Origin of the sequence: Gluconobacter sp. R75690 (assembly GCF_015244525.1) — a bacterium.
Taxonomy (GTDB): Bacteria; Pseudomonadota; Alphaproteobacteria; order Acetobacterales; family Acetobacteraceae; genus Gluconobacter; species Gluconobacter potus.
Window position 1 is genome coordinate 473,294 of sequence record NZ_JABCQB010000001.1, and the last position, 11,918, is coordinate 485,211.

Annotated in this window: 10 protein-coding genes; 5 read left to right on the forward strand and 5 right to left on the reverse strand. The window is 63.1% G+C overall.

The features are described 5' to 3' along the window. Window positions 1–14: 14 nt before the first annotated feature. Window positions 15–986, reverse strand: coding sequence for a glycosyltransferase family 4 protein (locus HKD27_RS02195; RefSeq protein ID WP_194688088.1), 972 nt, complete (start codon window positions 984–986; stop codon window positions 15–17). An 87-nt stretch (window positions 987–1,073) separates the two neighbouring features. Between HKD27_RS02195 and HKD27_RS02200 the strand changes: the two genes are divergently transcribed. The 3 genes from HKD27_RS02200 to HKD27_RS02210 are packed head-to-tail and all read left to right on the forward strand — an operon-like array spanning window position 1,074 to window position 4,587. Continuing rightward, window positions 1,074–3,032, forward strand: coding sequence for a nucleoside-diphosphate sugar epimerase/dehydratase (locus tag HKD27_RS02200; protein ID WP_194688087.1), 1,959 nt, complete (start codon window positions 1,074–1,076; stop codon window positions 3,030–3,032). Further along, entirely contained in the window at window positions 3,029–4,171 is a 1,143-nt protein-coding gene (locus HKD27_RS02205) for a DegT/DnrJ/EryC1/StrS aminotransferase family protein (RefSeq protein WP_194688086.1), read from the forward strand. Before HKD27_RS02200 ends, HKD27_RS02205 begins: the two co-directional genes overlap by 4 nt. Continuing rightward, window positions 4,168–4,587 (forward strand): hypothetical protein, encoded by a 420-nt coding sequence (locus tag HKD27_RS02210; protein WP_194688085.1) that lies wholly within the window; start codon window positions 4,168–4,170, stop codon window positions 4,585–4,587. Before HKD27_RS02205 ends, HKD27_RS02210 begins: the two co-directional genes overlap by 4 nt. On the opposite strand, the gene HKD27_RS16725 is transcribed toward HKD27_RS02210, so the two are convergent. The 4 genes from HKD27_RS16725 to HKD27_RS02230 all read right to left on the reverse strand — a co-directional run bounded on the left by HKD27_RS16725 (window position 4,553) and on the right by HKD27_RS02230 (window position 10,331). Then, window positions 4,553–4,960 (reverse strand): MerR family transcriptional regulator, encoded by a 408-nt coding sequence (locus tag HKD27_RS16725; RefSeq protein WP_194688355.1) that lies wholly within the window; start codon window positions 4,958–4,960, stop codon window positions 4,553–4,555. The two genes, HKD27_RS02210 and HKD27_RS16725, sit on opposite strands and share 35 nt — an antisense overlap. 150 nt (window positions 4,961–5,110) lie before the next feature. Beyond that, window positions 5,111–6,253, reverse strand: a complete 1,143-nt coding sequence (locus tag HKD27_RS02220) for an AI-2E family transporter (RefSeq protein WP_194264750.1) — start codon at window positions 6,251–6,253, stop codon at window positions 5,111–5,113. Between the two features lie 151 nt (window positions 6,254–6,404). After that, the gene (locus HKD27_RS02225; protein ID WP_194688084.1) at window positions 6,405–8,183 is read right to left on the reverse strand and encodes a Hint domain-containing protein; all 1,779 of its coding nucleotides are present in this window, start codon (window positions 8,181–8,183) and stop codon (window positions 6,405–6,407) included. A gap of 240 nt (window positions 8,184–8,423) precedes the next feature. After that, a complete protein-coding gene (locus HKD27_RS02230; protein ID WP_194688083.1) occupies window positions 8,424–10,331 on the reverse strand; it encodes an ABC-F family ATP-binding cassette domain-containing protein in 1,908 nt (635 codons plus the stop codon). 145 nt (window positions 10,332–10,476) lie between these two features. Here HKD27_RS02230 and ndk point away from each other — a divergent pair, with 145 nt between their 5' ends. Both ndk and HKD27_RS02240 read left to right on the forward strand, forming a co-directional pair. Continuing rightward, entirely contained in the window at window positions 10,477–10,899 is a 423-nt protein-coding gene (gene ndk / locus HKD27_RS02235; protein WP_011253445.1) for a nucleoside-diphosphate kinase, read from the forward strand. A gap of 131 nt (window positions 10,900–11,030) precedes the next feature. Further along, window positions 11,031–11,915, forward strand: coding sequence for a hypothetical protein (locus HKD27_RS02240; protein ID WP_194688082.1), 885 nt, complete (start codon window positions 11,031–11,033; stop codon window positions 11,913–11,915). The last annotated feature ends 3 nt before the right edge of the window (window positions 11,916–11,918 follow it).

The following is an 11,918-nucleotide window of genomic DNA, read 5'->3' on the forward strand; positions in this document are numbered from 1 at the left end:
TTTAAGCCGCTGGGTTACCAGCGGTCCTGCACGCGGGTTCTGGCCCGCGTGCAGACATATCCTGTCCAGGCAAGCTGTGGCAGGACGATCATCAGAACCATCGTGATGATCTGACCTGTGGCGAAAGCCGCAGCGCCCCAGAGGGCAAATCCCCAATAGAGACATGTGACGAGCGGGACGGGCAGTCCTGAGCGGACGGCCAGTTGATAGAGATGGCCGCGATGGGCCTGTGCGAGCCTGTCACCGGCACGTGCCCGGCGTACGAGCGTGAAGGTCACATCCCACAATACGCCTGAGAGCAGGGCGATGACGAGCACGGCGCTGCCTGTGCCGAAACCGGTCATGCCGCCCCAGGCGATGGCGAGGCCAATTGGCTGGCTGCCGACATCGCCCATGAAAATCCGCGCTTTCGGGAAATTATAGGGCAGGAAGCTCAGGAGGCAGACGGCGAGCAGGACGAAGGCGACGGGCATGAGGCCCGTGCTGGCGAGGACCAGAGTGGAAATGGCCATGACTCCCGAGGCCAGTCCATTGATGCCATCGATGAAATTGAGGGCGTTCGTGATGAAGACGGCAGCCAGCACGAAGGGGATCAGTTCGGGCAGGGTTGCACCTGTTCCGATGGCTGCGGCGATTGCCGCCACGAACTGGGCCATGAGCTTGTAGCGCGCGGGAAAAGGGCGGACGTCATCGAGCCATGAGACGGTGCCGAGCAGGATCATGCCGACCAGAAGCCCCGTGATGGCAGGGACGATGCGCATTGACGCGTGGGCCTCGTACAGGGCGGGGGGCAGGCACAGGATGAAGGCGCCGACGATGCCGATCCCGCCGCCTTTGGGCGTCGGGCGCGTATGGGAACTGCGGGCGACGGGATGGTCCAGAACGCCCGCGCGGATCATGAGCAGGATCAGGAGATTGCACAGGACAACGGCGGCGATGCAGGCGAGCGTGACGCCGCTGGTCAGGTTCTGGAAAGAAAAGGGCATGGGACGACTTTATGGGAGGGAGGCTTTTGGCGCTATAAGGGGCGCGTGACATCCGTTCATCCTACAGGGCCCACATCCCAGGCCTCAATGCCCCCTTCAGGTCCGGCCCCGCGCTCTTCGATGCCGGCGCGGCGCATCGCTCTCAATGTGGTGCTGGATGGAGTCGTGTCCGCGGCTGCGGCGCCGGTGGCGCGCTGGCTGGCTGATCCGGCAGGGGGGTGGCTTCATCCGCTGTGGTTCATTGCCGGAGGTGGGATTACGCTGCTGGTGGGGGGGCTGCCGTTCCGTATTCCGCAGCAGTACTGGCGGTTTTCGGGTGTGGCGGACCTGTTCAATATCGCCTGTGCGTCGGTTCTGAGCGCGCTGCTGTTTGCGGAACTGCTGCATGTGGCGGGCTATCCGCTGCCGACGCCGACTTTCCCAATCATTCATGCGCTGGTCCTGCTCGTCTTTCTGGGCGCCATCCGGATGATGTGGCGTCTGGCGGCGCGGCGCAGAAGTCTGGCGCTGGATGGCGAGCGCATTCTGCTGCTTGGAGCGGATCATGAAGCCGATCTGTTCATTCGGGCGATGGAGCGGGACAGCGGGAATAACCGTCGTGTAGTGGGGCTGCTGACCGGTGGAGCGCAGCAGGCCGGACGGCGGATTCATGACTGCCCGATCCTGGGGACGATCAGTGAGACGCCTGCCATTCTGGAGCGGCTTTTCGCAGCGGGGAAACTGCCGGATGCGCTCGTCATCACAGCGGGGGAGATCAAGGGCCGGGAGCTGGCCCAGATCCTTGAAGCCGCGCGGGCCTATGATATCGACGTGCAGCGCACACCATCGCTCACGGCGTTGCAGCCGGCGGACCGGGTGGAGCTTCGGCCCATTGCGATCGAGGATCTGCTGAACCGGCCGCCCGTAGCACTCGATTCGCAGGGGATGGCGCGGCTGATCTGCGGGCGAGTCATTGCCGTGACGGGGGCCGGGGGAAGCATTGGCTCCGAACTGGCGCGGCAGATTGCATCCTTTCATCCGGCCATGCTGCTGCTGATCGAGAGCAGCGAATATGCGTTGTGGCAGATCAATCTGGATATTTCCGAGCGTTTTGCAGACGTGAAGCGCCAGCAGATCATCGCGGATGTGCGCGACCGGCGACGTATTGCTGAAGTGTTCGGGATGTACCGGCCGCATCTCGTTTTTCATGCAGCCGCGCTCAAGCATGTCCCGATCGTGGAGGATAATCCGGTCGAAGGTGTGCTGACGAATGTGATTGGCACGCGGATCGTCGCGGATGAGGCCGAGCGGGCCGGAGCGCAGGCGATGGTGATGATTTCCACGGACAAGGCGGTCAATCCGTCCAGTCTGATGGGGGCCAGCAAGCGCTGTGCCGAAGTGTACGGGCAGGCGCTCGACATGCGGGCGCGGGCCGGGCAGGGCGGCATGCGCTGCGTGACCGTGCGGTTTGGCAATGTGCTGGGCTCCACGGGATCGGTCGTGCCGCTGTTCCGGCGGCAGCTTGAGCATGGTGGGCCGCTGACGGTCACGCATCCGGACATGACGCGCTATTTCATGACGGTGCCCGAAGCCGTGGGGCTGGTGTTGCAGGCAGCCGTGCGGGGAACGCATGAGCGGGCGCAGAACGATGCGACGGACCAGCGGCTCAGGCAGGGCGGCATTTTTGTGCTCGATATGGGCGATCCGGTGCGGATCATGGATCTGGCGTTCCAGATGATCCGTCTGGCCGGGCTGCGGCCGGAGACCGATATCGAGATCCGCTTTACCGGGCTGCGGCCAGGTGAAAAGCTGTTCGAAGAGCTGTTTCACGGCCGTGAGGCACCTGTCCCGACCGATGCGCCGGGCCTGCGGATGGCGTCTCCGCGCACTGTCGATTTCAAAGTGGCGCGTGCTGCGATGGATGAGCTGGAGGCGGCCTGTCACGCGAGTGATCTGGGCGCTATCATGAGCATCCTGTACAGGCTGGTGCCCGAATTCCTTCATAACCGCGACGGCGGAATGCCGGTTGCGATGTCCCATCCCGATCCGGAGATGATAGCGCCATGACAAGGCAGATTGCTTTTCTCGACCTTCCCGCCCAGCAGGCGCGGCTGAAGGGCAGCATCCAGAAACGTGTGGACGCCGTCATGGCGCATTGCCGTTTCGTGCTTGGTCCCGAAGTGCAGGAACTGGAGCAGCGTCTGGCGGAGTTCGGCGGTGCGAAACATGCAATCGGCGTGTCGTCCGGGACGGATGCGCTGCTGATGGTGCTGATGGGCGAGGAGATCGGGCCAGGAGATGCGGTTTTTCTGCCGGCCTTTACCTATACGGCGACGGCGGAAGTCGTGCTGCTTCTGGGCGGCACGCCGGTTTTCGTGGATGTGGATCCGCAGACCTTCCAGATCAGTCTTGAGTCACTGAAAGAGCGGCTTGAGGCCGTGCGTCAGGCCGGAGAGCTGGAGCCTCGGGTCGTGATCGGCGTGGACCTGTTTGGTCAGCCCGCGCCCTGGGACGAGCTGAAGGCCTGGACGGCGCAGGAAGGTCTGACGCTGGTGGCCGATTGTGCGCAGTCCTTTGGGGCGACGTATCATGGCCGCCGTCTGGGGCATGAGGCGAAGGCGACGACGCTGTCCTTCTTCCCGTCCAAGCCGCTGGGCGGTTATGGGGATGGGGGGACGATCCTGACGGATGATGACGATCTGGCGGCGCTGTATCATTCGCTGCGCACGCATGGGGAAGGGCGCACGCGCTATGAGGTCGAGCGGATCGGGATCAACGGGCGTCTGGATACGCTTCAGGCCGCTGTGCTTCTGGCAAAGCTCGACGTGTTCGATGCTGAGCTGAAGCGCCGGGATGCGATTGCTTCGGCCTATGATGCCGCCATGCCGGAAGGCATCGTTCCGCCAGTGCGCGTTGCCGACAGCGAGAGTGCCTGGGCGATCTATACGATCCTGTTGCCGGATGCGGGCAAGCGGGATTCGCTTCAGGCGTTCCTGAAGGAGGCCGGTATTCCGACGGCCATTTATTATCCGAAGCCGCTGCATTGGCAGCCGGCCTATGCGCCGCATCACGATGGCGTTGCGCTGCCAGTGGCCGAAGGGCTTGGCGCGCGGGTTCTGGCCCTTCCCATTCATCCCGAACTGACGGACGATGACGTCAGCTACATCATTGCAGCCCTTAACCGCTGGGCAGGAGAACAGGCGTGAGACGTGAACAGAAACTTCTGCTGGTTTTTGCGGCCCTTGTTCTCATCCCGGTGGGCATCATCTGGTTCGTGACCTGGCCGCTGCTGCATGCCTGGAAATTTCCGGAAGTGACGGCGGGGCAGTTGAGCGCGCCCATCAGTCGTGAACTCACGGCGGATGAGGTTCAGAAGGTCAATCTGTGGCTGCAGTCGCATGAGACGGCGTGGGGACCGTCGGGTGAGCGTCCGCCTGCACCGGGTCAGGTCATTCTGGAAATGACGACGGCGCAGGGGCAGCCGGTCATCGTGTCCATCTGGAAGCACAAGAAGCAGGACGACATTATCGGCGTTCAGCTTGAAAAGAACGGTCCGTACCGGATGAATGCCTTTCCGGATGCGCAGGTCATGGCGCTTCAGCCTGATGGCGCGCGGCCGTAATAATGAAGTCCTGAACGCCCGGGCTGAAGGGTCGCTTCCGCTCGGGTGTTTCCCAGTTGGTACGCTCCAGATACTTCCGGTTTGCCTTGCGCCACAGTGCAGGGTCGGTTGCCTTCTGAAGAGGTAGCTGAAGGGTTTCCCGGGCCACCAGCACTCTGACCGATAATGCCATTAAGGTCAGTGCGACGTGTTTCAAGGACAGAGAGCTGGGCCTGCCAGAAGTCGTTTTGCGTTGAGCGGCCCGTGCCGAAAGGGAAGCGATCTCCCTCAGGGTGTAGCTGGCTCTTTTCAGGAGCAGGATATGGGTCAGAGTCCTGACATCGATGGTCCTATAGATGCGACGGCCATTTTCCGCTCGACATGGGTGGAGCAGGTCGGTTGCCTCGAAAAGTGCCGGAGGGCGCGTGGTGTTGCGCCGGTTTGGCCACCAGTTTGCCGATTGTCAGGGTTCGTGGGTTTATCATTATGCTCCTGACGCGTCATCAAGGGTGATGACCGTACGTCAGGAGCAAGCAGAAAATCATTACTGCTGTTTTTCTTCCTGTTCCGTGACTTCGCCGACGGCGCGGCGGGTCTGGTTTTCGTCTTCCAGCGGCGCGGTAGCCTTGTCGCCCATGGCCAGCAGTGCGGCCGTGATGGGGGAGGCCAGGATCAGGCCGGGCGCGCCGAGGATGGAGCCGAAGACCGTCTGCGAGAGGATGGCGAGGGCGGGGGGCATGTGAACTGCGCGGCGCTGGATCAGCGGGGCGAGGACGTTGCCTTCGAAGAACTGGATCACGCAGTACAGGATGCCGACGAACAGGGCTTCGTGGGTGCCGAGGGACAGGCCCAGCAGGACGGCGGGGACTGCGCCGAGAATGGCGCCGATATAGGGAATGAAGTTGCACAGGCCTGCCACGACGCCGAGCGCCAGGGCAAGCGGGATCCCGATCAGCGAAAGACCGATCCCCGACAGCATCCCGACCACCAGCATGTCCAGCGCCTGTCCGGCGGTCCAGGCCCAGAGGGTGGAGCCGGCGGTGAGCATCAGTTCCCGGGCGGCGGGACGGTGCTGCGTGGGGACGAGGCGCAGCATGCCGTCGATATAGACGGCCGGGCTCAGGGCGAAATACAGCCCGGCGATCAGGACTACCAGAAGGGTCCCGAGGATGCCGAACACAGAGCTGAGCAGTCCCGTGACCGAGCCTGCGAGGCCTGAGCCCAGCGAGCCGAGGCTCGCGGTGCCTGCGGCGTTGCCGCCCAGCGATGATGGCAGGTGATCGAGGACCATCTGGCCGAGCGTTGAACCGGAGAGATGGGTGCGCAGTTCGCCGGACTGGGTGATGAGGGCCTGTTTGAGGCGGATGAACTGGTCGCTGATGGCCGGGCCGCTGTACCAGCCCAGACCGAACAGGGCCACGAGGATTACGACAGTGACCAGGGCGACCGCTCCCTGATACGGGATGACGGAAACGTGACGCCGGAGCATCCGCGCAAGCCCATGCAGGACGATCGCCACGAGGGCTGAGGCGAAGATTACGGCCAGGACGTCGCCGATCAGCCAGATCGCCAGCAGGCCCAGTGTGAGGGTCAGCGCGATGCGCAGCAGACCGGCGATTCTGGACAGTTCCCGCGCACGAGGTTCCGTCTCGCTGCGTTCTGCCGGATCGGAAAAAGAGATGGGCATGGGGAAGGTCTGTCCTTGGTCAGTCGTTGCCGACTGGCTTATGGGCAGAGGGAAGGGGGGTCAATGGTCCCCCTTCTTTTGCCGGCAGGCCCGCATGCGCGCCGCCGACATTGCCGGACCCGGACGGAATGTCCGGAGCCCGGACTGCTCTTCAGGCGCGACGGGCGACCGGAGCAGTGGTGTCTTCGACGGTGTAGGGGCCTGCTGCCATGATCTGCAGGGTCAGGACCGCCGCTGTCATGGTGTCGAGGCTGAGCGTGGCGTTACCGGCCGTCCAGCGCAGGGGGGCTGCTTCAAGGCCATGCCAGCCCTCGGCATCCGTCGTGAGATGCGTTGTGACCTGGCGGGTGGAGGCGCTTTCGAACAGCGTCACGTCGCCGACCAGAACGCCGAGATCGCGGCGATCATCGAGGAACGGTCCGACCATGTCACAGGGACGGCTGGTGCGGGACAGGATGCGGACATCGCTGACACCGTCCGGCAGGCTGAAGACGGCACGGTCATTGGCGATCCGGCTCGGGGCGAGCAGCGTTCCGCAGGGAAGCTGCAGGCGCAGTTCGGCATCCGTGGTCGTCGCTGCGGGAGTGGCGGTCACGTTGCTGCGGGCTGCGATTGCCGTCCAGACCGGCTCGACACGGGCGCGATCGGTCACCAGTTCGGCAGCGGCATCATGTTCCCAGCTTGCGGGGGCGCCACCGAAGGCGACGACGCGGCCGGTCTGCGTGAAGCTGCGGCGGTTGCCGGTGTCGAGATACGATTCCGTTGCCAGGCCGTTGGCGAGGATGACGGAATGGCCGTCAGTCTCGACATGCAGGTAGTCGTAGGACGTGATGGCGTAATCCCAGACGATGGAAGCACCGTTGACCAGCATGCGGGCCGGGATGAAGCCGCCATCGAGGAACAGGCAGTGCTCGCCGGTGACCAGAAGGTCGGTATGCGGAACGCCATCGGCGATCGCATTGGCGCGGATGCGCACCGGATAGCCGGCCTGGTCGTCGGGGAGACCGGCGCGGACGCGGGCATGGGCGCGGCCGACCCAGGTCAGGGTGCGGGTCTCGCCGTTCGGGGTGACGACGCTGTCGCCGATCTCGAAGCTCTCGACAGCGCGCTCGCCGTTGGGTGTGGCGATCAGGGTGCCCGGCAGGAAGCAGACTTCCTGAAGATGGATGAGCGTGCTGCCGTCGCTGTCGCGCGACAGGGTCACGGTCTGTCCTGCGTAGCCGCTGTAATTGTCCGCCAGCTTGAAGGAAATCTTCCCGTGATCGCTGGTGATGACCAGATAGTCGTTGCTGATCGTGGCCGTCGTGCTGCTGCTGTAGCGCAGGAAGTTCAGGTCGAGTGTGCTGCCCGTATAGAGCTTCGTGTTCTGGACGACGGCTCCCAAATTCACGACCAGCGTACCGCCGTTCAGGACAGAAGCGTTGCTGACGGTGCCCCAGCCTGAGACGGCCAGCGTGCCGCCGGCGCCGATGGTCGTGCCGTTTGCCTGTCCTGTCAGCACGTATTGTGTGCTGCCGTTGCCGACTGTCGTGTTGGTGGCGGTGCCGCCGAACACGACCTGATCGCCACCGTTGAGGACGGTCTGCGTCGTGCTGCCGTTGGTGTAGACGGCTTCAATACCGCCGCTTCCGACCGTCGTGTGGGAGGACGTGCCGCCCGAAATGATGGCCTGGAGGCCGTCACGGCCGATCGTGGCGTAGCTGGATGACCCGCCATATCCGACGACGACCGTGCCACCATTCACGATGGATGTCTTCGTGATGGAATCACCATCAAGGACATACAGGACCCGGCCATAGCCGCTGACGGTCAGGCCGGAAGCAGACTGGGCGTGGTGCGGGCTGTAGGAACAGCCGTTCGCGTCGTAGGAGGGAGCATGGAAGGGACGGCCATAGTAGCAGTCGGATGGAGCGCGATATTCGCAGGTCATGTGTTGGGCTCCTGTATAACGGCAGGTTTTTAGAGCTGGAGGTTCCTTCCCTTCCGAGACCCGAACGTCGGACTGGAAAAAGCACCTGAGTGTAGTGACAGGTCAGGAACACCCTGCCGCTGCTGCCGGTCAGGACCGAAACAGGATGTTAACCCCCTGGAGAACCTGTATCTCTCACAATGGTTAACAAATAACAAATCATTTTTGTTAAGAGTTTCCTGTCAAGGAAATGGGCAGGGGTCAGCCTGTAGCGTCCTCAAGCTCTGCCTGGGCCTCGAGCCAGCTTTCCTCAACGGTTTCGAGGGTGGCGTTGAGGGCGGCGAGATGGACATTCAGAGATGTTACTTCCGCGGAATCGCCGGATTGATAGAGGGCCGGATCGGCGAGTCTGGCTTCGATTTTTGTCTTCTCGCTGGTGAGCTGGGCTATTTTCGTTTCCGCGTCCCGGATTTTGCGGCGCAGGGGGGCGAGGGCGCGGGTCTGTTCCTTGCGGTCGATCCGTTTCTGGGCCGATGAGGAGCCGCCCTCAGATGATGTCGTGGCGGTCTTGCTGCGTTCCGCCATTTCGACGCGGGCCTTGCGGGCGCGTTCGAGGAGCCAGGCGCGGTATTCGGCCATGTCGCCCTCGAAGGGTGCGATCGTGCCGTCTTCAACAAGCCAGAAGCGGTCGGCGACCGATTCCACGAGATGGCTGTCATGGCTGATGAGGACGACCGCGCCCTCGAACTCTGACAGGGCGCGGATCAGGGCGTCACGGGCATCGAGATCGAGATGGTTGGTTGGCTCATCGAGGATCAGCAGGTGTGGGGCTTCGCGGGTGGAGAGGGCGAGGAGCAGGCGGGCCTTTTCGCCACCCGAAAGCTCTCGGACCTTGGTTTCAGCACGGTTTTCGTCGAGGCCGAAGCGGGCGAGTTGTGCGCGGACGGCAGCGGGGAGCGCGTCGGGCATGGCGCGGCTCATATGGTCGATCGGTGTGTCGGTCAGGACGAGTTCGTCGCTCTGATGCTGGGCGAAATAGCCGATCTTCAGCTTGGGAGAATGGGTGTAGGTGCCCGACATGGGCTCCAGCCGACCGGCCAGCAGTTTGGCGAAGGTGGATTTGCCGCGGCCGTTCTGCCCGAGTAGGGCGATCCGGTCTTCCATGTCCAGACGCTGGTTCAGGCCCTTGAGCACGACGCGGCCGTCATAGCCGAGGCTGACATTGTTCAGGCTCAGCATCGGCGGGGGCAGGGGTTGCGGCTCGGGGAAGGAGAAGCGGGTGGGCGTGTCTTCCACGACGCTGTCGATCTGGGGGAGGCGTTCGAGAGCCTTCAGACGGGCCTGCGCCTGTTTGGCTTTGGTGGCCTTGGCGCGGAAGCGGTCCACGAAGGACTGCATATGGGCGCGCTGGGCAGTAATGCGTTCGGCGGCGCGGTTCTGCTGGAGGGCCTGTTCCGTGCGGATGCGGACGAAATTGTCGTAGCCGCCAGGGGTGACGCTGATTTTCTGGTGATCGAGATGGGCGATGGCATCGACGGTGTTGTCGAGCAGGGAGCGGTCGTGACTGACGATAATCGCGGCACCGGAGAACTTCGCGAGCCAGGATTCCAGCCAGAGCGTGGCTTCGATGTCGAGATGGTTCGTCGGTTCGTCGAGCAGCAGAAGATCGGGGTTCAAAAACAGCGCCGTGGCAAGCGACACGCGCATCCGCCAGCCTCCGGAGAAGTCCGAGACGGCGCGGTTCTGGGCGTCCTGATCGAAGCCGAGGCCGGAGAGGATGGCGCCGGCGCGGGCAGGGGCCGTATAGGCGTCGATGGCGATGAGGCGTTCGTGGACGTCGGCGATACGGGCAGGGTCGGTGGCGGTTTCGGACTCTGCGAGCAGGCGCGTGCGTTCGAGATCGCCTTCGAGGACCGTATCGAGGATGGAGGTGCTGCCCGAGGGCGTTTCCTGTTTGACGCGGCCCATCGTGGCCCGGGCGGCAAGCGTGATGGTGCCGCCATCGGGGGCGAAATCACCGGCGATCGCAGCCAGAAGGGTGGACTTTCCGGCGCCGTTCTTGCCGATCAGACCGATCTTGCGTCCCGGGTCCACGCTGAGGGACGCATTGTCCAGCAGGGTGCGGCCCGCGATGCGGAGGGTCAGGTCGGTGATGGTGAGCAGGCTCACGGGCGCCTCGATCAGTCGGAAGAAAAGAAACAGGGGACGTTAAAATACTGCGACAGACCTATCAGGAACGATGAATTTGCTCTAGTGGAACGGCGGTATTTACCCGCTGGTCCCGCGAGGACCGGTCCTAACCAGGAGAAGAAAGATGGCTCTCGAGCGCACGCTTTCCATCATCAAGCCCGACGCAACCAAGCGTAACCTGACCGGCAAGATCAATGCCGTGTTCGAAGGCGCTGGCCTGCGTATCGTTGCCCAGAAGCGCATCCAGCTGACCGAGAAGCAGGCTGGCGCTTTCTATGCGGTTCACAAGGAGCGTCCGTTCTACGGCAGCCTCGTGTCCTCCATGATCGCCGAGCCGGTTGTCGTTCAGGTTCTGCAGGGCGAGAATGCTGTTGCGAAGAACCGCGAAGTCATGGGTGCGACGAACCCGGCCGACGCTGCTGAAGGCACCGTCCGCAAGCTGTTCGCCGAGAGCATCGAAGCCAACTCCGTGCATGGTTCGGACAGCCTCGAAAACGCGAAGAACGAGATCTCCTTCTTCTTCGCCGAGACCGAAATCCTGCCGTAATCTGCGGTTGGGACTTTCTGTCCTGAAGGAAAGGCGCGGGCTTCGGTCCGCGCCTTTTTTTGTTGTCGGGCGGAACCTCCTGCCTGGTCGGCGCTTGTAGGCCGGAAGAAAAACCGGGGTCGGAAACTGTCATGTCAGGCGCGATGAAGGGGTTTTGCCGCAGGGCTCTTGCCGGGCTGACGTTCTGCGTTTCTCACTTCGCGTTCTGCGCGGTGACGCGACCTTTCCCCATGCTGGGGCTGAGCGGGACAATCGGGGATTTGCCCGTTGTCATGATCGTCACGCCAGCGGACGATACCCATCTGCGCGACGTGCATTATTCCTACGTCTCGCAGCACAGGGAGATCCCGCTGAAAGCCAAGGCGCAGGGAGAAACCTTTATTTTCGTGGAGCCGGGCGGAGGCGTGTTTGACCTGCGCTTCGTTACATCAAGGCCTGATCCCGGCCCGGTAAACTGGCGGAATGCGGCGGGTTTGCAGGGAACATGGACGAAAGGTGCCCGTCATCTGCCTGTGGTTCTGCATATCGAGATTGTACGTGATGGTCTTCGCGACTGCGCCCTTTATCCCGAGGCAAAGCCCGTTATAGGTGTCGGCCCGCATTTTCCGGGTCAGGGCTGCGAGGAGCTTCCGGACAGGCGGAGACTGGATGCCTGTATCGGCCAGCCTTACAGCTCTGATTCCGAGGTTGTCGCGTGTGTGGATGGGGCGATGCGGCCCTGCAGGTCGGATCAGAAAAATGCCAATGGGTGCACGGGGAACGTCGCATCGTATCTGGAGCAGGTGATTGACGTTCGTCTGTCTTCCGACGGACGGACCGGGTTCGATGAACGGGCCTATGGGGTGTGGCGGGAGCGGGCCGTGTCGAGTTGCAAGGCGACGACTGATTTCGGCGTGGACGGCACTGGATATGGGGCCGATATCATGCGCTGCATGGCGACTGAAGAGCTTCGGCTTCTTCAGAATGGGCTGAGGCCATTACCCCAGCCCATCCGGACGCACCCGCCGCGACACTGACAG